We start from the raw sequence: 21,492 nt of genomic DNA, 5'->3' as shown, positions 1-21,492 counted from the left end.
CAGCCTCTTTTCTATTTATGTGATGTACAGTCCTAAAATAACGATACACTAAAACAATCGTTATCATGGAAGAAAATAAAAATCAGTTCATTAAACGTACCCAAAAGGATTATCCAATGTCCTTAAAGCTTCAAATTGTCTCGGAAGTTGAAAACGGTCAACTAGGTCTTAAAGCAGCTCAACGTAAATATGGTATTCAAGGGAATCAAACTGTAAAGATTTGGTTACAAAAATATGGTAACTTTGACTGGAACCATAAAGTAAGTGCCATGAAGAAAAAAACACCTGAACAAGAGTTATTAGAGCTTAAACTTGAGTTGGAAACAGCAAAAAAGAAAATCAAACGATTAGAGGCTGAAGCAGAAAAAGCTGACCATAAATCAATTATTTTCGATATGATGATTGATTTGGCTGAAAAGGAATATAAAATTGATATAAGAAAAAACTCTTCACCCAAGTAGTAGACCATTTCAGAGGTGAGTATTCTAAAGGTGTAGAATATTCAAGTCAATTACTTGGGAAAGACCGTCAAGTGTATTACCGCTCTATTAAGCGAAAAGAAAAAGATCTGAAAATTTCTGAGCAAGTAGTATCACTCGTAGAAAACGTTAGAATAAAGTTACCCAACAGTGGTCATAGAATGTTGTACACTCTACTGTACTCTGATTTGAAATCTCTGGGTGTAGGACGAGATAAATTGCTGCAGATTTTGAAAGCCAATCACTTAGATATAAAACCTAAGAGAGCATATCATGTAACAACAGACTCAGATCATAGATTCAAAACTTATCCAGATTTGGTTGATGGCTTAGAAATTACTAGGCCTGAACAAGTCATGGTAGCTGATATTACATATGTTGGCACAAGAGATAACCCTTGGTATTTAGCTTTAATTACGGATGCTTATTCTAAAAAAATTATGGGATATGACTTATCTAGGTCGTTAGATAAGCAAGGTGCAATTAGGGCATTAAAAATGGCAATAAAACAACGTGAGTATAAGGGGGAAAAGTTAATTCATCACTCAGATAGAGGTGTACAGTATTGCAGCAAAGCTTATCAGAAATTGCTTAGAAAAGCAAAAATTATAACGAGTATGACTGAGACTTATGATCCATATAAAAATGCTATTGCAGAACGCATCAACAGAACCATAAAGCATGATTTTAATCTGAGTAAATATGTTAATTATGAAATAGTCTTTGAAGCATACTTAAAAGAATGTATAAAAACTTATAACTTAGTGCGACCTCATATGTCATGCTATATGAAAACACCAATTCAAATGCATAAAACAAGAGGAAAAAGAAGAAGAACTTACCAAAAGGTAAAGGTAAAAGCAACATAACAAATTTTAGAAACCTTTAATGGTGGAAATATGTTAGGCGAAAAAAAGACCCAATAACTTTTAAATTATTGAGTCTTATATTTAAAATAAATTTAGTAAAAACCTGTATCGTTATTTCAGGACTTTACATGAAATTGATTAATTCGAAATCAGAATTTTCTGATGAACTGTTTTACCATCATTAGTTTTAATATATAGGATATACATTCCATTTGTTAAAGATGATGTAGATATTCGGGCTTTACCTTGCTCATTACTGTATTGTAATGTGTGAGCCTGACCCGATACATCAAATGCATTTAATTGCTCTATTTGATATCCATAATTATCAATGAATAGGTAATCATCAGCTGGTTGAGGATAAATATGTAATTTAACTAACTCATCTTCCAGGTTAGTAACATCGTCTTCACCTAATGAATAATTAGGTGATAAAGCCGAACAACCATTCTCATTAATTGCTTCTACAGTATAACTTCCTAAACGTGTAGGTAACATACTACTAAACACTTGATCCAAAGGTTCTCCATCCAAATACCATTGGTATGTCATGTTATCATAAGTATTACTTACATTCAGAGAGTCACCATTAAATACGACAATTGGCGTTTCAATAATTTCAGATGTTGTTACATGAACTGTGTCCGATAAAGCTATACACCCATTAGCATTACGTATTCTTACCGAATAAGCACCTGCTTCATGAACAGTTAAATTAGCAGCATTCTGTAATTGAAGAGGAACATCACCTTTATACCAAGCATAAGTGACATTTTCATCAGAAACAGTTGTTGATATTGTAGCTGTGATTTCTTCATTGTAACAGAAGTCAGTAGAAGAAGTTGGTTCAATAGCAACAGAAAGGTTTTCTGAACAATCAAAGCCAACACCAATTTCTGCAATCTTGATATTCAAATCAGACCAGTAGGTATGAGAAATGAAACAAGAATAAATACCGACATCAAGGGCTGACATATTCTCCAATGTTATTTGGTTGTTTGTAAACGTACCTTGAATAACTCCATCTTTATACCATGTGAAAATGTATTCAGGTTTAATTTCAATAGGAATTTGTACCGAATAAGAACCGCCTTCAATTAAGGCAATATTTTCATAGTAAATAGGGTAGTTCTGTGGTATATATTTTACAATTGATGACTTATCAAACCCTTCGAAATCATCAAAGAATAAATAGTTGTCAGCAATATCAAGTAATATGGTGTTTGGAACATTAATTAACGATTCTAACTGATTACTGTATAAGATCAATTCTTCGAATCCCGCTGGTAAAGCGCTACTCCAAGAAGTAAGATTATTATTTGATAAATCAATCTTCTTTAAGTTGATCATATTAGAGAAATCGGCAGTTATAGAATTGATATTATTACCTGATAATGATAAATGAATCAAATTAGTTAAAGCTGATAAATCGAAATCTACATTAGAAATGTCATTGTCATCTGCAATTAAATATAGTAATTGATTCAAATTACTTAGATCAGGTAATGTAGTGAGATTGTTTTCACTTAACCAAAGAGTTCTTAGATTAAATAGATTATCTATTCCTACAATATCTTCATCATCAAAATCATTTTTAGATAAATCTAAGTAATTAAGCATTGGTAATGACCATAATTCGTTTGGAAGATCTGTAAGATTACTTTCGTATAATTTTAGTGATTCAAGATCATCGAATAAACCAATTGTTGAAGTCAATGCAGTAACACCTTCAAGTTCATTTAAGTCTAACCCTATGATTTTTCCTGTTTCAGGATCAAAAGAAAATCTTGGCCACTCAACTATTCTTTGAGTGTCGTCAAAATCAACATTCATTTCTGTGAATAATTGATGTAAGGCAAGTGAATCTTCTTCAGTAATAAGTGATCTATAAACTAGATTTAAAGTTGCTACTTGAATTTCTAAACCAGGCCAGTTATTCAAGGCTTCCGTAACTTTTAGAGTGTATTGACCTTCATCAGAGAAAGTGAAGTTATCTATACTGAAGTTCTCTCCATTAGAATAAGGTTCACCATCTAAATACCAAATGTAATCCAATGAGATACCAGGGATTTCTACACCCATTTCGGTATTTGAATAACTGTTATATTCTAGAACTTCTGCCGTTATCACCTTTTCTTGATATGACTGAGGAATTACTGTTGTAATTGCTTTAAGATCAGCTAATTTATTTAATTCATCATAGAAAAGAATGTTGTCGCTTAAATCTAAGGCTGATAGTGATGTGAAGCTTTCTAATCCAACAGGAAGAGATGTTAACCCTAAACTTGATAAATCTAAAGAAGTAATTTTACCGAAGTCATCAATTACTGTTTCGTTAGCTAACCAATTTCTGAATTCATCTTCTATATTAAATTCAATGGAATTATTTTCTAAGAAAGTTTGAAGAACAAGGGAATCAGCATCACCTAAAGCGTATTGTAAAGTAACTTTATCTGTAACGAATTGATAGCCGGGGTGTCCAGAAGATGTTACTGTTACATAAAATTCTCCAGCATCGTCTGGTGTCATGTTTACAATAGAGTAGGTATCACCAACATTTTCTATTAGGGTTAAAGTTAGGTCTGAGTACCAAATAGTACTAACAGTTCCATAAGTATTAGATCCTTTTAAATCTGCATTGTCACCATGTTTTACTTTAACTGTAGTTTCAATAGTCTCAAAAGACTGATTTCCTACTGTAGTGGATGTTCCCTCTAATACAAATAGATCATCAAAATCGTCAAAATATAATAAGTTATCGGATACATTAAGTGTTTCTATATGTCCCATTTCTAAAAGGAAACCAGGGATATCTTTAATTTTATTTTTCGCTAATGACAAATCTTTTAATTGCGTCAGGAACTGAATATCATTAGGTATAGATCTTAAAGATAAATCATCTAAGTTGATAGCAGTTATATACCCCATATCATCCACAGTAGCTTGTTGATACCATTCCCAGAAAGGAAGTTCAGCATCAAAGCTTATACCAGCTTCTGTTAAAATGTTTCTAAGGTATTCTTTGTCATTATCACCTCTTTCTATGGCTATTGTAAGTTTCATCTCAACCTCAAAATCATGTGAGACCATTTTGTCTTTGAGAATCACTTTATACTCACCTGCTTGAAGTACATTATCAATATCTATTGACGATGCAGATAGAGGAATAGATTCGTATATGTCATCGATATCATTATACTTAAACCACTCATAGGTTTCACCATAATATCCTTCTTCCTCAAAAGAGAATATAAATGAAGTGTTTAGAATATAAGATTTATCAAAAAGCTCGAATGGAACACCTGGAGTATAATTTAATTGAGGGGAAACTCCTGTAATGTAATCATAAAACTGATCGAAGAATAAGTAGTTTCCATCAGCGTTAATGATAACATGACTGTAGCCTGATGAAACAGGAGGTCCTTCAGGTATTTCTTCGACAAATAAAGGTTGGACATCACCTCCGTCAATACTTTGAGGTTCGATTGGAGGGCCAACTAAACCGTTAAGAGTGGCTATATTCCAACCGTTAATATCTTTGTTTTCAATATTAATTTTTGATAATCCACCCACTTCATCTAGCTCAATAATATTTTCAATTCCTGGGAAATCGCTCATTTTACCTGACCATGAATATAATTCAGATGGATCCCAAGTAACACTGAAGTTCGTTCTGAAATCTTCATTTCTGAAAGTAAGTGAGTTAAGGAAATCGACTACAGGAAGAAGGTCTTGTCCATCGATATAGCCTTCCGGAAGGAATTGGTAAAGAATACCTTGAGCTGGAGTTTTTAAGCTTGTATATGTTGTGTGATTTAAATAAACATCTAATCCAAATACACTAGGCTCAGTAGTTATAATACTAGAAAACTCAGACATTGGAATGCTCGCTACAGTAAAATCAACAGAGCCAAATTGATCTGTTAATGTTACTTCTTTTAACGTGAAATTAGTGATTGGATTACCACTAAGCTCAATAACAACATTCTCCTCTTTATCTAAGTTTCTTAAATTTCCTGTAATCGGATCATTTACTCCTAAGAAAACTTCTACAAACTCTGTTGAGTTGGTTACAATAGGTTGCTCTTCAATTAAATTAGAAGAATTGACAACCAATTGTGGAGAAGCCAAAAGGTTATTGACGATATGCTTTATTGCACCTGTATTGAATCCTCCTTCAGTACCTCGGATGACATATAAAGTATCACCAATAGAATTGATTTGGGAAATATTGGCATCAACTAAATAGGCTCTGTTTTGAGAGGCATCTACTGAAATATTAATTTTTGATGGGATAGAAGATGGTGATAAGCCAGCAAATTCTCCAACTTCCAATAGGAAAGGGGTAGTATTTGCAGTTTTTGATTTATCATCTTCTTCACCATTAATTGTAATAGAAGCATTTTCTTCTAGATATACACCTGTTGCTCCTTTTACATACATAGAGTCTTGGATAACAGCAGGAGTAATAAAAACAATGTCATTAGTACTGTAAGCTTCGAAGTTTCTAAATTCCGGTGAGTTGTCTCCAGAGAACGATAATTCGTAATCTCTTGGGATATTATCAATTCTGTTATCAATAATAAAATGACCACCTCTTCTGATTTTAGAATTTTCTAGTACGAAGTCATTGGTAAGTTTAACTTTAGTAAGTCCTTCAACTTCAAAGAAACCACCATTTCTCACTTTCAGCTTTGCATCAATATTTACTTCTTTTGCTCCACCTTTATTACCAATAGTAATATTAGTATAACTAAGATGAGCCTTAGTTCTATCAGAAGTAGTAATAGCATCACCGTTGAAAATTAACTTTGGAGTTGGTTGTGGAGAGGTTTCAGTAATGTTGTGGACATCGTTTAAGGTGTTATCAATATTTAGTGTTTTATTGATAATTAGATCTACATAGTTTGTAGTTAAAACGCCTGTATTGTTGAGGGTTAACTCTTCTAACGTGACTATTTCAGGAACGGATGGATATCCTTCGATATTTGTATTCATAATCAGAGAATCACCATCTTCTACAGTGATTTTTTTGAATGTCTCGTTATTATAAATATCAAAATGCACTAAGTTTTTGACTATAATTTCATCTTGTTCTGTGGAAGGAACAGTTCCTAAATCCCAAGTAGAAGGATTGTCAAAATAGGAGTCAGCAATAGAAGTATATTTTTTACCAAAGCTTGTTGATAGTAATTGAACTTCAAAGAATTGATTTGTTGCTGGGCTCATTTTTGAGAACACAGCATTATTTAAATCTCCTGTAGCTGAAAAAATCAGATCTGTTTTTGATGAATTTAATTTTAGTTCAGAAACATCTGTAATTTTAAAACCATTTGTATTCCCTAAATTAGTAGTGAAGTTTCCTCCAAAAGAATCTACATTTTCGCCTCCTTCTAAGTACCAACTTTTACCTGGTAATACTCCATATTTAGTACCGCTTATATCAATAATCGGGTTACTGTAAGCATCATAATTATTAAGGAATAACATAAGCCCATTTCCGCCATCGCCAGATAAATAATTGATTTCATCAACCGTAAATGAGAATGCAGCATCTGTAAATGGACCAGGGCCATCTTCCATGATTTGTCCTTCAATTGGGAAATTTAATTGGAAAGGAGCAGAAACTTTTGAACCTAAGTCAACATATATATAAGAATCATATCCTGCAACAATACTTACAGGGTGTGTACCCTTTATGATATCAGGAGATGAGTTATAATTTAATTCTAAGTTAGTTGCTTCTAGTACAAATTTCTCGTTTACTGTTAAAGCATCAGTAACTTTTAAAATACCTCCAGAATAGCTTTGGTCAGTGATTTTTGTTGAGGATTTAACAGTAAGGTTTTTGAAGGTTAAGTTATTTATATAACTGTAATTAATATATGAGAGGGTACCTTCAAGACCGTCGCCCATTGTTATATCTGCATTTGAGAAATCAGCGATATCACTTATCAAACGAAGTTCTTTGTAGATATTAAAAATACCTTTAAAAGTAACTGTTGCCAAGCTTTCATTTATATCTTCGATTTCTAAAAAAGTTGGAATTGCGGTTCCAGAACTTAAATCAAAATTGTTATAAGGATGAACCTTAACACCTTTTGTATCATCTAAAATGTCAATTAAACCATTTAGTGTTGTGGTATTAGTAATGATAATATCTGATGATGAATTAATTCGTCCTATCAAGTTTATACCGAGTTCATTATAAACATTTTTATTAAAATTAATAAGCCCATTTGAAGTGAAATCATTAACCATAACTGCTGAATTATCAAAAGCATTTATGGTTCCATTACTAATACCAGATTGAAACTGAATAAAACAATCTTGATTTATATCAATAATACCATTATTAGTAACATAATTTGCAGAAATGGATCCACCTCCTTCAATAAAAGGATTTAATGTTAGTTTAGAGCTGAAATTTAAAGTTAAGTTGTCGATATTAACCCCATAAACAAGATTAACTGCATTACCATTAATAATTACTTTAGCGTTTTCATCATTAGGTAATGGCATAATTCCATTTATCCAAGTATTTCCACTATCCCATTCACCATCATTTATTGTAGTATACGGCAATCGATAAGTATCAATCTGATTAGTATTTGTATCCGTAAACAAAAAGTTCAAACCATTAGAATAGTACCCATTACCAAACTGAGACCAATCATCGGATTTATCTATTGTATTATCGCCTCTATAGGCAAATTCATAATCATTACCTAAGTTGAAAAAGTAGATTTTTTGTGCATTACGAGAATAGATAGTGTACCATTCTTCTGTAAGTTTTGTTATTTGTAATTGCCCTGTTGATGTGTTACCAACATTATTCATTACATATGAGCCATTTGTTACAATATTGAAATTATAATTATCAAAAGTAACGTAAGTTTCTACAACTTCCTGCGTTCCACTAACACCTGCAACATGTACATAGATTTCTCCGAAATCTTCGTAAATCTCTACATCGTAAATCTCATCAAACTCTGTGGAGTTTACAGGTAAGTTTTCGACAACAAAATCACCAAACTCGTAGGTAGTGAAGAATAAATTTTGTTTTCCTGCTGTCTCTTGTACAGTAAAAGAACCAAATGCTGAACCACTTGAGTTAAAATAATAGGGGAATGATTTAACTATTGATGGAACAAAACCCTGTACTTTGGAATAAGCAATATTTCCAGATGTGAAATTATATGTACTGAAAATTTCATCAACACCGAATACTTGAAGTGACTTTTCTGCTTGATTGTTTCTTGTAGCGTATTCAAAGAATAAACCAAATTGTTTGAAATAAGGGACATTTGTTGGAATGAAAGATTCTAATGGTTTTTCCACCCATGAACCACCTTCCATTACGTATTTTACAATTCTACCTCTATAACCATTATATTGAGGATCATTGATATATACAGTGAAATCATTTTCGAATGAGACATGACTACCAAATAAACTTAAGTCCTTTTCGACTGGGTTTAAAGTATAAGTAATGTCATATGGAAAGGTCCCGCTTCCATCAATCGTTTTAGAAGAATTTAAATCTCCAGAATATTTTAATATTTCGAAAGATGAACTAACTACAGAATAAGAAATGTCCTGTACATCAACTTTGATGTAAAAGTAAAAAAATCCAAGTTTAGAATCAGCAACCCAAATTTCATCTCCTGAAATATCATCTAACTCAAAAAGTGTATTGTTAGAATCGTTATTATTTGAAATAACTCTACCTTTTTCCACAAGGGGGTAGAATGTGAAATCTTCACCATTCACACTAATCACTCTTTTTTGGTAAGTCTGAGTAATTAAACCTAAATGTTTGAGGGTATTGTTTCTGTATTCGTAGAAATTTACTTCACCTTGATCATTGTGAACAACTAAATTTTCTCCGTTAGAAGAAGAGGTTAAAGAGTTGCCAAATGTACCATTATTAGTAGATTTTACCGAACCTAGAAACTCAACATTTTGCCCATAAATATTACTTGAAGTAGAGAAAACAACAATTATAATAGTTAGAGCAGCAATAAAACTATTGTATAGCTTATTCATGTTAGTCATTGAAGTTATAGAATGAAAAATTAACTTAGCTTCGTTTGTTAACGAATGTTATTACATAAAGTTATGCAAATTAACCTTATTCTTTATAAAATGCTATTAATTTGATGTTGGAATCAAAAAAATATCATTATTGATCTTTACTAATTTAAATTTTCTTAACTTCTGTGAGTGTAATTATAAATATACCGAGCATGTATCAAAGAGTTCTTTTAATTTTTTCCTTGTTTATATTTTCTATAACAGCATGTAAACAAGAAAAAGTTTCATTAAATCAAGTTGATTTTAAATCAAACCTAATAAATCAAGAAATTTCGGATAATAAAGAGATGAATTCTTTCATCGACCCTTATAAAACAAAGCTTGATAAAGAAATGAATCAAGTGATCGCCACTGTAGATGAGGATTTAGTTATTTCAAAACCAAATAACCTGTTAGGGAATTTTTTGTGTGATTTAAGTTTGGATATTGTCAAGAAAAATGGATTTGACGCTGATCTAGTTGTTATGAACAATGGAGGTTTAAGAGCACCCATATATAAAGGTGATATTACAAACAGAAGTGCGTTCAAATTAATGCCATTTGATAATATGTTAGTTATTGTAACTATGAAAGGAGAAGCAATGACTGAAATGTTTGAGTATTTAGCAAAATTCCAAGAACCTACCAATGGTTTAACTTTAGGAATTAAGAATAAAAAGCCTATTCACCCGATGATAAATGGGAAGAAATTTGATCCCAATAAAGAATATAAAGTGGTAACATCAGATTACTTGTATACAGGTGGAGATCAAATGTTTTTTTTCCAAAAGGGATCAAAAATGGTAAAAACGGATCTTTTAATTAGAGATTCAATTATCGACTATTGTAAAGCAAAAAAAGTTATAAAGGTAGAGCATAATAAAAGACTGTATTACGTTAAATAATCATCATGAAAACAAGAAGAGAATTTGTAAAAATATTATCGAAATCTACAGCTTTAACTAGTTTGGGATTTTTAATGCCTTTAGAGTCTTTAGCTTTACCAAATAAGCCGGTAAAATTGACAATATTACATACAAACGATACGCATAGTCAGATTGATCCATTTCCTGAGAAACATAAAAAATACCCTAATATGGGAGGTGTCTCCAGGAGAAAAACATTTGTAGATAAAATAAGAGCAGAAGAGGATCAAGTTTTACTTTTAGATGCAGGAGATATTTTTCAAGGAACTCCTTATTTTAATTTCTTCAAGGGAGAAATAGAATTCAAGTCGATGAGTATGCTAAAATATGATGCCGCCACTTTAGGAAATCATGATTTCGACAATAAAGTAGATGGTTTATCTAATATGCTGCCTCATGCAGAATTTCCTTTTTTAATAGCTAATTATGATTTTACCAATACTTCTATGGACGGTAAAACCAAACCCTATAAAATTTTTAATAAGGGTGGAATTAAAATAGGAGTTTTTGGAATAGGCATAAAACTAGATGGTTTGGTCTCTAAGGCTTGTTATCAAGAAACGGTTTGGAGTAGTGGTATTGAAGCCGCTCAAGAATACAGTCAAAAGTTAAAGCATGAAGAAAAATGCGATTTAGTTGTTTGCCTCTCACACCTTGGTTATAAGGCTTATATTGATGGAGAGGAGGATGATTTACACCTTGCAGAACAAACCAAAGATATAGATGTTATTATTGGAGGACATTCTCATACTTTTTTAGATGAACCTACCATCAGAAAGAATCTTGATGGTAAAGATGTTCTCATTACACAAGTAGGTTATGCCGGTATTAAAGTAGGTAGATTGGACTTTTATTTCGATAACGGCAAAAAAATTGCTTATTCTTCAGATAACTATGATAGTTACCCTGTGGTATAAAAAGTATATGTGATCAAAATATCACAAAAAAGATCAAAAAGTGAATCTATGAGCGAACAGAGAAGTTTTGATGTAATAATAATAGGAGGAGGTCAAGCCGGCCTTTCTGTTGCATATTATCTACAAATGCTCAGTATCGACTATCTGATAATTGATGAAAATGACCAACCTGGAGGTTCATGGACAAGAGGTTGGGATTCACTTTTACTTTTTTCACCAGGAATTTATTCTTCATTATCAGGTTGGATGATTCCTACTCCTCAAAATATAAAATATACGAGTAAAGACGAATTTGTAAATTACTTGTCTAATTATGAAAAGAGGTACGACATGCCTATTGAAAGAGGAGTAACAGTACACAATGTTGAGAAGTCTGGAAAAAACTACATTATTAATACTGGAAAGGAAAAAATTGTTTCTAAAATTGTCGTGGCCTGTACGGGGGCTACAAGTACTCCTTATATACCTAAATACGAAGGTATAAGAGATTATAAAGGACAGATTCTACATTCTTTTTACTACAGAAATATTAATCAGCTTAAAGGAGATAATATTTTGATTGTTGGTGGGGGTAATAGTGCAGCACAAATTGTTTCTGAAGTCTCTAAATCAAAAAAAGTACAATGGGCAACCAAAGTGCCTCCTAAATTTTTGCCTGATGATGTCGATGGTCGTTATCTTTTTGACTTAGCGAATAAAGATTATCCTGATGAGGAAAAGATAAAGCAAAAACAATTGCTTGGTGATATTGTAATGTTGGAGGAGGTGAAACTAGCTAGAGATAGAGGTGATCTTACCTCACGAAGATCTACATTTACTTTTACAGAAAGGGGAGTAATGTGGGAAGATAAAATAGAAGAACCTTTTGATGCTGTTATTTGGTGTACTGGATTTAGACCAAATTTCTCTTTTCTCAAAAGTCTAGAAATTGTTGATGGCTATAAAATTAAAACATGCGGTACCAAAATTCTTGGACATGAAGGATTATGGGCTGTAGGATATGGTGATTGGACGGGGTACTCTTCTGCAACAATTTATGGGGTTGGTAAAACAGCACAGAAAACAGTAGAAGAAATCTCTCTTTATTTACTTAATTACGACGAATTTGATACCGTATTGTAATTTTTTTTACAAATATTGAGTACAACTTCCCAAATACACTCTATACTGAATATAACTTATTATTTATTTCTTAAAACTACTCTATGAAATTATTTAAATGCATATCATTATTGATATTATCGACTACTTTATTTTTTGCATGCAGTGACTCAGAAGAGGCTGATAACACTACGCCTACCACCTTACCAAGTGATCAAAACAGTGATGATTCATCTGATGATCAGGATGATGAAACACCAACTGCAGATGTTCCAGATGTATACAAGAAAATTTATGGAGCCACAGATATTTATTTAGAAAATGACATGGTGGTTATCGAAATGGAAGGAATTCCTGATCACAATAGCCCATATTATCAAAATACAGAATGGGCCTCGGAAAGGTATGAAGCATATAATAATCAGGATTTCGCAAAGAACCCTAATGTAATTGCCTCAGTAGATAGAACAGTAAAAATACCTTTAAATCCAACAGAAGCTTCTAATCATCAAGAAACACAATTAGGAACTATGGGTATTGCTTTAAATGGAGTGGCGTTTTATAACCAGTATGCTGGTCCAAATAATCAACCTTTGACTAACGAAATTTATTCTTTTGATCAATACAATGGTCACCCACAAAATGTGGGTGTATATCATTATCATTTAGAGCCAACATTTTTAACGGCTCAGGATACAATTGGCAGGGAAGGATTGTTAGGTTTCCTTTTAGATGGATTCCCAGTGTATGGACCAATGGAAAATGGTAGTGCAGTAATTAATGATGATTTAGACGATTACCATGGTCACACTCATGCAACAGAAGATTATCCTGATGGCACCTATCATTATCATGTAACATCAGAGGCTCCTTACATTAACGGAAATGGATATTATGGTACGCCAGGTACATCTACTGATTAGTATTTTCTTTTGTCTACTTCAGTTTTCATGCAACTCATCCTTAGAAAATAAAATAGTGACATCAGCAAGAATTAATCATATGATTCTTGCTGATAATCATCAAATTGTTTTAAAAGGAGGGAACTGTTATGTTGATGGTGAATTGTACTCTGGACAAATTTATTGGGTGTACCCAAACATTACCGATACTTTAAAAGTGAGGAGTTATCATCAAGGTAAAAAGGATGGTGAGTGGAGAAAATTTTATCCTCAAAATACTTTAAAGGAAAAAAGATATTTTATTGATGGTAAAAAAGAAGGAGTACATATTGGCTACTATCATAATCATAAAACACAATTTCTATATCATTTAGAAAATGATCTATACCACGGGAATTGTAAAGCTTGGAATTTGTCTGGACAATTAATACGTGATCAGAATTATGTCAATGGACAAGAAGAAGGCTCCCAGAAAATCTGGTATGATAACGGGAAAATCAAAGCCAATTATGTAAAGAAAGACGGGAGACGATTTGGTTTATTAGGGACTAAAAATTGTATAAATGTTTATGATGAAAAATTTTAGTTTGTTTTTATTATTGTTCATATCAATTAGTAGTTGTGAAAAGCCAAAGTTGACTTTACCCTTTTACAATACTCCAGATTTTTCGCCCATATTCATTGATAAGGAAGAGAGAGTCGCTGATGTTATCACGCATCATATTGGTGATTTTGAAATGAAAAATCAAAACAACCAAAGTATCTCTAAAAGTACCATTCAAAATAAAATTCATATAGCGAATTTCATATTCACTAGCTGTGGAAGTATTTGTCCGGTGATGACGGAAAATATGAAAATAGTCCATCATCAGTTTGAAGATGATAATAGTGTGAATATTCTTTCATTTTCTGTGACTCCTTGGATAGATAATGTTGAAGTTTTAAAAGAATACACCGAAAAGAATAATATCAAATCGGATAATTGGCATTTTCTAACGGGTAAAAAGTCTGAAATATATTCTCTAGCAAGAACATCTTATTTTGCTGAAGAAGACCTTGGCTTTACAAAAGATTCTACAGAATTTCTCCATACTGAACATGTGATACTCGTAGATCAAAAACAAAGAATTAGAGGTATCTATAATGGGACGTTACGATTGGAAATGAAACAGTTAATTCAAGATATTAATGCATTACAAGAAGAACAGACTCAATTTTTTTAGTATATTGAAAGCATTGTTTAATTGATATTATCTACTATGAACTTTGAGAACATCAACTTCTTAGCTGTATTTGTCGCAGCTATTGCAGCATTTATTTTAGGAGCCATCTGGTATTCTGCAATTTTTGGAAAAGCTTGGCAAAAAGAATTGGGCTTTACTGATGAATATCTTCAAAAAGCGAATATGCCTTTAATTTTTGGCAGTAGTTTCGTTCTAATGCTAATAACTTCATTTGGATTAGCTATGTTTAATGCACATTCCGGACAGAGTTTAGATGCAACTTTAGGAGCTTTTCATGGTTTAATGGTAGGATTAATGTTTGTAGGCACTTCTATGGGAATTAATTACCTCTATCAACGTCGCTCAATAAAATTATGGTTGATAGATGCCGGTTATCAGATTTTGTTTTTAACTATTGAAGGTGCTATTATCGGAGCATGGCAATAAATAAAAGGCTGTTGTAAATCACGAAATAATCGTATTCTACAACAGCCTTTTTATTTTGCATAATATCTATGCACAGCAATTATATTTAGGAATATAAGCGTTGTTTCTGTTGAGCTACTGCCTCTAAAATGCTATATCTCAACATCATCAAGCCTTGGGTTATTTTCTCAAGAAAATCATCCCATGCGGCATTTACCTCATCGAGATGTTGTTCTGCAAATTTTTCATCATTTAGATTGTAAATGAATTGATAATTTGCTTGTTTTAAAATGTCATCAACAGACATCTTTTTTTCAAAAATGCGTTCATCAAATGAATCATCATTTTTACTTTGGAGCATCACATGTCGTACTACTTCATGTGATAATTCATTAATAGGGAAGTTCATATAGGATAACAAGTCATTTAATGAAATTGGCATCTTTGAAACTTCTGGTACTATTAATGAGTAACCAAGGTGGATTTCCTTCTTTAGAATTAAATGCTTCATGGTTTTAATAGTTGTGGTTTATCTATTATACGTATTACATAACATAGAGATTCGTTGATAATGTTAAAAAAGGTCATATTATTGAAGTAATCATGGAAATTAAACAAATAAACATATATCCTATTAAATCTTTAGATCCTATTGCTGTAGATCAAGTTGAAATTACTGAGGGTAAAACCTTAGAATTTGATAGGAGATGGGGGATTTTCAGAAAAAGTGATGGGAGAACAGTTAATGGCAAAAAGTACCCTGCAGTTCATCAATTAAGAGCAAAATTTGATTTAAACACCAAGAGTGTTGAATTAAGATCAGAAGCTACAACTCAATTTTTCTCATTAGAAGATGATATCCATATTCTGAATCAGTTTTTATCAGATTATTTTGAAGAATCGGTAGAAGTAAAAGGAAATCCTCAAACTGGATTCCCCGATCACAGTGGAGGAAATGTTGGGGCTTCTTTAATATCAGATAAAACCATTCAATGGACCTCCCAATTATATGATTTACCCGAAGAAGAGGTAATTAGAAGAATGAGAATGAATCTAATTATTTCAACTGAAAGAGCCTTTGAAGAAGATGAGTGGATTGGAATAGATAAAGAACATCCAAAGGGAATCTTTAGTAATTCAATTCGATTAAACGCTTATAAACCTTGTGAACGTTGTCCTGTACCCACAAGAAATTCTTATACTTCAGAGGTCATGAGAGGTTTTCAAAAAACATTTGTACAAGAAAGAACAAAGTTACAGCCTCAACTTTTGGATCATCCGCTTTATGCACATGCTTATATGTGCGGCATTGTTCTTAATATTCCAGAAGAATCGATTGGTAAAATCTTAAAAACAGGAGATCAAATCACTTTGTAGGTTAATGTTGAAATAATTGAAGAGTTTTAACCAAAAACTTTTCATAAAATATTTAACATTAAGTGCCATAATCACATTTTTATAAGTTACTGATAGACTTTAAAGTGTAACCTTACTTTTTTGATATAGAGTATATATATCAATTTTAAGTGTCTATTTTAAGTTTATAAAAGGGTGATAATCATCGTTGTAATTCAAAAAAAACTTTTAATTTTACATAGAATTTAAATCAAATAATAAAACAATCAATATATGAAAGTTGCTGTATTTGGAACCAAGTCATACGATAAAGAATTCTTTAAACTAGAAGGAATTAATACCACACACGAATTAGTATTCTTTGAATCAAGATTAAGAGTAAAGACAGCTCAGTTAGCCAATGGTTTTGATGCCGTTTGTGTATTCGTAAACGATGTGGTTGATGCTGAGACGATTGGTATCCTTGCAGGTTTTAATATTAAAGTGATCGCACTTAGATGTGCAGGTTTTAATAACGTTGACCTTGAAGAAGCAGAAAAGCACAATATTGCCGTATTGAGAGTACCTGCTTATTCTCCATATGCAGTTGCCGAACATACATTAGCGTTAATTCTTACTCTAAATAGAAAAACGCATAAAGCTTACAACAGAGTTCGTGAAGGTAACTTTTCATTAGACCGTTTAACGGGTTTTGATATTCATGGTAAAACTGTTGGTGTTATTGGTACTGGTAAAATCGGACAAATTTTCGCCAATATCATGAAAGGTTTAGGTTGTAAAGTGATTGGTTTTGATTTATACCCTAACAAAGATTTAGAGAAAAGTAAACTACTTAAATATGTTACTCTAAATGAGCTGTTAGAACAATCTGATATTATTTCATTACACTGTCCATTAACTCCACAAACGCATCATATTATTAATGATCATACAATTTGGAGAATGAAGAAAGGAGCAATGTTGATCAATACATCAAGAGGTCGATTAATTGATACTGAAGCAGCGATTAGAGCGTTAGCTAAAGGTCATTTGGGATACTTGGGAATTGATGTATATGAGCAAGAAGAAAAATTATTCTTCAGAGATTTATCAGAGACTTTGATTAGAGACGAAAAAATGTTGAATTTGATGTCTTTCCCTAATGTTTTAGTAACAGGTCACCAAGCCTTCTTTACTGATACAGCATTAACACAAATTGCAAGAGTAACATTGGGTAACTTAACCGCTTATGAAAATGGCGAAGAGTTGGTCAACAAAGTAGGATCAGAAGCTATAAAGGGATAATTTTTATAGTGAAATAAGATATGTTAACGCTTCAAGAAATTGAAGCGTTTTTTTGTGTTTATATGGTAAGTGTTTGATCTTAAACGCCTTGTTTGATTGGTGAAATGTAATTAATGTTAAAATTGATAATCTATATCAAAATAATTAATGGTTTTTTGTAAACAAATACTTCTTTTCCTCGTATCTTAAATAGAAATAAGATAAACCAAAAAACTTAAATATAGATATGAAAAAAAGACAAGCAACTGCATTAGTTACTGCAATCGCAGCGGGAGCAGCACTTACTACAGGTGTTGTAATCAAAACAAGACAATACATGCAAAAAAGGAGACTTGATGAAAGTGATTATCTATATCCTTACCTTGATTATATCAAAGAAAAATTAAAAGCAGGAAAAGAAACTATCATCATTACTCCAGAAGATTCACCATTTAAATTTATCACACTATCTGTGAAAGGTGAAGGGAGTAAAAAATTAATCATTGCTGATTATGAAGGAGTTGCTTTAAACAGAGGTCGTAAAGATCTATTAAAATATAAAAATGGTAAACTGTCGTTTATCAAGCCAATCAATGAGTACGCGATGTAATATTTATTGATGTAAATAAAAATGCCGATACACTTAACAATGTATCGGCATTTTTTATATAAAGTTTTTAATGATTTAAAATATCAATCCTACTTTTAAACTTAAGTATCTAAGGTTTAAATATTCACTTTCTTCATCAAATAGGTGGTTATATTCTACAGCACCATAGAAATTGATGGTGTTAAATACTTTTGATCGTACACCAACTTCTGGTTTTAAACCGTACTTCCAATAAGACATAGTGGTAGAATAGGTAGGTCCAAAATCCATTAGTGGGGAAATATATATATCGTTAGTCATATAATAGGCACTGAAATTTAACCCAAAATATGGAGTTAAAAAGCGACCGGAATGAATAGTATAATTAAACTTTAGATCAATAGGTACAATGGCTATATTCTTTAGATTAGTTGATATAAGTCCATTACCAATCATACCATTTTGAGTAGATTTTCCAGATGATAAATAACCTACCCCTAATCCAGTGTTAAAGTTTGAATTGCCAATTTGATAAAACCAACCAATTTCAGCCCCTTTCAAGTCGATGGTATTTTCATCACCTACTGAATGTGCACTAGTGTAACCCGCAAAAAATTGATGTTTTTTTTGTGCGAAAACACTATTTGATATAATTATTAGTAACCCTAAAGTGAAACTTAACTTTAAAAGGAGTTTAGTCATAGCTAATAAAATTCTGATTCTTAAAGTGTATCCCCCAGAAGTCTTAAAAAAGAGATAACATCACAAAGATAAAGAACACGGTTAAAATCTTTAACTTTTTAATATTTTATCACATAATTATTACGATTAATTTACAATTACGATTTTCTTCAGAATAGATTTTTCATTTTTTGAAACATTACCAATGATTATTTTCAAATTTAAACAAATCACAAGAGGGTGTGTATTTAACTAACTTTATTGTATTTTGCCATAAATTTTACTGAGGGATACAATTCTCCCCAAAAAAGCTAACAAATTGTGACTTATAATTTTTAAACTAAATAATGAGATATTTACTACTTATATTGTTTCACTTATGTGTGTTTACTTCTCACGCACAACATATAACAGGTGTTGTACTAGACCAAGATAACGAAGACCCTCTACCATATGTTAATGTAGCATTGGTAAAAAATGATAGCATCCTATCAATGACTATTACTGATTTTGACGGAAATTTTGATCTTGAAGTCACTCAAAAGGATACCTACGTCATCCGATTTTTATTTACCGGCTATAAGCATTTCGAAAGAGCATTGAATATCAATGATGATCTAAATGTATCACTAGGTAAGATAAAACTGGAATCAACGGTAACGGAATTAGAAGGTGTTACCGTAACTGCCGAACGAGAAAATGTAAACATGACCTCGGAAGGTATGAGTTTCAATGTAGATTCCGATGGGGGTACAGACATGGAAGATATCATTTCTTCAATGCCTTCTATTTCAATGGATGAAAATGGAGAAGTATCGGCTAATGGCGAAAGTGTGGTGATTTTAGTAAACGGTGAAGAAACGGATATCGAGAATCCTTTGGAAGATATTCCAATGCAATTAATTGATAGAGTGGAGTTACTTAATAATCCACCTGCAGAGTTTACTTCGGCCACTGCTGCAATTAATATTGTTTTAAAAGAAGATGTGAAATTGGGTAATCACCTTAGAGCTTTAATAGAAGGAGGTTCGCCAACACAGCACAAAGCGAACATAAATTACTCTATGTCTAAAAATAGATGGTCGTCTTCCATCAACGCAGGTTATAGACATCAGGAAATGAATTATTATAGAGAAAACGAACGATTAAACTATAATAATAATCAGCGTTCGTCTACTCGAGATGATTTATATAAAACAACGAACTATCATGTGAATTGGAACTCAACTTATGCCTTTTCTCCTAATGATAAAATTAGATTTAACGTCAGCTACCAACGCAAAGAACAAGATAATAGAGGTGATGAAAATGAATATTTATTTAATGTAGTTGGAGATCCAAACTATAGAAATAATTATAGAACCATCCTTAACAAAAGAAATTCGGATAGAATTAGAGCACAGCTGAATTATGATAAAAACTTCATGCAAGAAGGTAGGAAGTTCCAAGTGCGATTACGCTATTCTATGGATGAATTTGAACAATATAATGGTAATACTACAAATACAGAGTATTTATTGGATTCGTCTTGGAAATACAACGATGCGAGAATTACCGAAAGAAGTCGACCATCTCAAAACTATTTTGTTTCTGTAAAATATGTTCATCCGTTTAACGATAGGAGTGTATTAACGACTGGTTTTAGAAATAGTACAACTGTACAAACTATTGATGAATCATTTTATAACTTAGCTACTGATGGTTCTCAAACCGAAAGGGGAGCAGGTAAGCAGGATACTGATTATTTAAATCAAAGATTCTCGGGTTACACATCATGGAAATATTCTTTCTATAACGATTGGAACTTCAGAGCAGGTGTTTCTGTAGAAAATTCAAAAGTAGAGTCTAACATAGTTCAACCGGACACTACTTTTAATACGAATAATAACTTTTGGGTAATCAACCCTAATTTCAACTTATCCAAAAAGTTCAACGAAAAATGGATGGGTAATATCTTTTATACTTTCCGTTTAACTCCTCCATCAGATAGAGCGTTAAATCCTACGATTAATGATAACAATCCTTTGTTTATCAGTTTTGGTAATCCGAATCTATCGATGCAGAAGTTCCAGAAGTTAAATATTCAAGTAACCAACCAACAAGAAAAAGTATCTACTAGAGTAGGTTTATTCTATAGAAATCTAACTGATGGTGTTGAGAGAGTCTACGAAACGAAAGGTGATACTATTATTGCCACTTATGGTAATATTGTCAATAAACACACTTTAGGGACTAACTTTTATGTACACTGGCACCTAGCAAAAAATCAATCCTTGATTTTATCAGCGGACGTGTATAATGATATCTATAATCAAAGAATTGATGAAACCTTACCAACTTCAGAATGGATGCTGAGTGGTAAATTAACCTATAAAGCTAAATTCTTTAATCATTACCGTTTAAGAGTGGTTGGATATTATACTTCAGAGAGAATAGAATACAATGGTACGGTTACTCCTGCAAGTGGAGTGGATATAAGTATGTCAAGATATATTGCCAATAGGAAAGGAAAGTTGTGGGTTGTCGCACAAGATGTTTTCCAAACAAGAACATGGTTCAGTAAAACAAGGTCTCCACAATTCGAATCCACTAGTTTTACAGATTTACCATCAGTAGTACGATTGGGTATGTCTTGGTCATTTTATGGAGGCTAAACAATAAAGAATATAAAAATCAAAAAGGCC

Annotated in this window: 15 protein-coding genes and 1 pseudogene; 13 read left to right on the top strand and 3 right to left on the bottom strand. The window is 32.1% G+C overall.

Annotated elements, in window-relative coordinates:
- The first annotated feature begins 65 nt into the window (after positions 1-65).
- Complete coding sequence (locus KMW28_RS13130) at positions 66-461, top strand: transposase (protein ID WP_205958251.1); 396 nt, start codon at positions 66-68, stop codon at positions 459-461.
- 41 nt (positions 462-502) lie between these two features.
- A pseudogene (locus KMW28_RS13125) lies at positions 503-1,348 on the top strand (IS3 family transposase); the annotation flags it as partial.
- A gap of 138 nt (positions 1,349-1,486) precedes the next feature.
- Here the strand turns inward: KMW28_RS13125 and KMW28_RS13120 are convergent.
- Positions 1,487-9,397 (bottom strand): T9SS type A sorting domain-containing protein, encoded by a 7,911-nt coding sequence (locus KMW28_RS13120; protein ID WP_169663023.1) that lies wholly within the window; start codon positions 9,395-9,397, stop codon positions 1,487-1,489.
- Positions 9,398-9,597: 200 nt separating this feature from the next.
- Between KMW28_RS13120 and KMW28_RS13115 the strand changes: the two genes are divergently transcribed.
- The 7 genes from KMW28_RS13115 to KMW28_RS13085 all read left to right on the top strand — a co-directional run bounded on the left by KMW28_RS13115 (position 9,598) and on the right by KMW28_RS13085 (position 14,940).
- The gene (locus tag KMW28_RS13115) at positions 9,598-10,329 is read left to right on the top strand and encodes a 5'-nucleotidase C-terminal domain-containing protein (protein ID WP_066206201.1); all 732 of its coding nucleotides are present in this window, start codon (positions 9,598-9,600) and stop codon (positions 10,327-10,329) included.
- Positions 10,330-10,334: 5 nt separating this feature from the next.
- A complete protein-coding gene (locus KMW28_RS13110; protein WP_169663024.1) occupies positions 10,335-11,267 on the top strand; it encodes a bifunctional metallophosphatase/5'-nucleotidase in 933 nt (310 codons plus the stop codon).
- 48 nt (positions 11,268-11,315) lie between these two features.
- Entirely contained in the window at positions 11,316-12,389 is a 1,074-nt protein-coding gene (locus KMW28_RS13105) for an NAD(P)-binding domain-containing protein (protein ID WP_169663025.1), read from the top strand.
- Positions 12,390-12,472: 83 nt separating this feature from the next.
- The gene (locus KMW28_RS13100; protein ID WP_169663026.1) at positions 12,473-13,291 is read left to right on the top strand and encodes a YHYH protein; all 819 of its coding nucleotides are present in this window, start codon (positions 12,473-12,475) and stop codon (positions 13,289-13,291) included.
- A gap of 55 nt (positions 13,292-13,346) precedes the next feature.
- Complete coding sequence (locus KMW28_RS13095) at positions 13,347-13,856, top strand: toxin-antitoxin system YwqK family antitoxin (protein WP_169663027.1); 510 nt, start codon at positions 13,347-13,349, stop codon at positions 13,854-13,856.
- Complete coding sequence (locus tag KMW28_RS13090) at positions 13,840-14,493, top strand: SCO family protein (RefSeq protein WP_317171213.1); 654 nt, start codon at positions 13,840-13,842, stop codon at positions 14,491-14,493. The genes KMW28_RS13095 and KMW28_RS13090 overlap by 17 nt, the downstream gene beginning before the upstream one ends.
- Before the next feature lie 36 nt (positions 14,494-14,529).
- Entirely contained in the window at positions 14,530-14,940 is a 411-nt protein-coding gene (locus tag KMW28_RS13085; protein ID WP_169663028.1) for a DUF1761 domain-containing protein, read from the top strand.
- A gap of 85 nt (positions 14,941-15,025) precedes the next feature.
- Here KMW28_RS13085 and KMW28_RS13080 read toward each other — a convergent pair whose 3' ends face one another.
- The gene (locus KMW28_RS13080) at positions 15,026-15,430 is read right to left on the bottom strand and encodes a hypothetical protein (protein WP_066206221.1); all 405 of its coding nucleotides are present in this window, start codon (positions 15,428-15,430) and stop codon (positions 15,026-15,028) included.
- 92 nt (positions 15,431-15,522) lie between these two features.
- On the opposite strand from KMW28_RS13080, the gene KMW28_RS13075 reads away from it, so the two are divergent.
- The 3 genes from KMW28_RS13075 to KMW28_RS13065 all read left to right on the top strand — a co-directional run bounded on the left by KMW28_RS13075 (position 15,523) and on the right by KMW28_RS13065 (position 18,148).
- Complete coding sequence (locus KMW28_RS13075; RefSeq protein ID WP_169663029.1) at positions 15,523-16,296, top strand: MOSC domain-containing protein; 774 nt, start codon at positions 15,523-15,525, stop codon at positions 16,294-16,296.
- Between the two features lie 252 nt (positions 16,297-16,548).
- Positions 16,549-17,559: a 2-hydroxyacid dehydrogenase gene (locus KMW28_RS13070; RefSeq protein WP_066206226.1), complete on the top strand. Its 1,011-nt coding sequence runs from the start codon at positions 16,549-16,551 to the stop codon at positions 17,557-17,559.
- Positions 17,560-17,785: 226 nt separating this feature from the next.
- Positions 17,786-18,148, top strand: coding sequence for a hypothetical protein (locus KMW28_RS13065; protein WP_066206229.1), 363 nt, complete (start codon positions 17,786-17,788; stop codon positions 18,146-18,148).
- Positions 18,149-18,223: 75 nt separating this feature from the next.
- Here KMW28_RS13065 and KMW28_RS13060 read toward each other — a convergent pair whose 3' ends face one another.
- Positions 18,224-18,829 carry an outer membrane beta-barrel protein gene (locus KMW28_RS13060; RefSeq protein WP_066206231.1) on the bottom strand — a complete coding sequence of 202 codons (606 nt, stop codon included), beginning with the start codon at positions 18,827-18,829 and terminating at the stop codon, positions 18,224-18,226.
- A 326-nt stretch (positions 18,830-19,155) separates the two neighbouring features.
- On the opposite strand from KMW28_RS13060, the gene KMW28_RS13055 reads away from it, so the two are divergent.
- Entirely contained in the window at positions 19,156-21,462 is a 2,307-nt protein-coding gene (locus tag KMW28_RS13055; protein WP_169663030.1) for an outer membrane beta-barrel protein, read from the top strand.
- Positions 21,463-21,492 lie beyond the last annotated feature (30 nt).

This window comes from Flammeovirga yaeyamensis (assembly GCF_018736045.1).
Classification (GTDB): domain Bacteria; phylum Bacteroidota; class Bacteroidia; order Cytophagales; family Flammeovirgaceae; genus Flammeovirga; species Flammeovirga yaeyamensis.
The sequence above is the reverse complement of the archived record's forward strand: the minus strand, read 5'-3'. Positions and strand labels throughout refer to the sequence as shown.

What these genes read in the sequence shown, in the direction of transcription:
- KMW28_RS13130 (WP_205958251.1), top strand. Translation starts at nt 66, where the DNA reads ATGGAAGAAAATAAAAATCAGTTCATTAAACGTACCCAAAAGGATTAT.
- KMW28_RS13120 (WP_169663023.1), bottom strand. Translation starts at nt 9,397, where the DNA reads ATGAATAAGCTATACAATAGTTTTATTGCTGCTCTAACTATTATAATT.
- KMW28_RS13115 (WP_066206201.1), top strand. Translation starts at nt 9,598, where the DNA reads ATGTATCAAAGAGTTCTTTTAATTTTTTCCTTGTTTATATTTTCTATA.
- KMW28_RS13110 (WP_169663024.1), top strand. Translation starts at nt 10,335, where the DNA reads ATGAAAACAAGAAGAGAATTTGTAAAAATATTATCGAAATCTACAGCT.
- KMW28_RS13105 (WP_169663025.1), top strand. Translation starts at nt 11,316, where the DNA reads ATGAGCGAACAGAGAAGTTTTGATGTAATAATAATAGGAGGAGGTCAA.
- KMW28_RS13100 (WP_169663026.1), top strand. Translation starts at nt 12,473, where the DNA reads ATGAAATTATTTAAATGCATATCATTATTGATATTATCGACTACTTTA.
- KMW28_RS13090 (WP_317171213.1), top strand. Translation starts at nt 13,840, where the DNA reads ATGATGAAAAATTTTAGTTTGTTTTTATTATTGTTCATATCAATTAGT.
- KMW28_RS13085 (WP_169663028.1), top strand. Translation starts at nt 14,530, where the DNA reads ATGAACTTTGAGAACATCAACTTCTTAGCTGTATTTGTCGCAGCTATT.
- KMW28_RS13080 (WP_066206221.1), bottom strand. Translation starts at nt 15,430, where the DNA reads ATGAAGCATTTAATTCTAAAGAAGGAAATCCACCTTGGTTACTCATTA.
- KMW28_RS13075 (WP_169663029.1), top strand. Translation starts at nt 15,523, where the DNA reads ATGGAAATTAAACAAATAAACATATATCCTATTAAATCTTTAGATCCT.
- KMW28_RS13070 (WP_066206226.1), top strand. Translation starts at nt 16,549, where the DNA reads ATGAAAGTTGCTGTATTTGGAACCAAGTCATACGATAAAGAATTCTTT.
- KMW28_RS13065 (WP_066206229.1), top strand. Translation starts at nt 17,786, where the DNA reads ATGAAAAAAAGACAAGCAACTGCATTAGTTACTGCAATCGCAGCGGGA.
- KMW28_RS13060 (WP_066206231.1), bottom strand. Translation starts at nt 18,829, where the DNA reads ATGACTAAACTCCTTTTAAAGTTAAGTTTCACTTTAGGGTTACTAATA.
- KMW28_RS13055 (WP_169663030.1), top strand. Translation starts at nt 19,156, where the DNA reads ATGAGATATTTACTACTTATATTGTTTCACTTATGTGTGTTTACTTCT.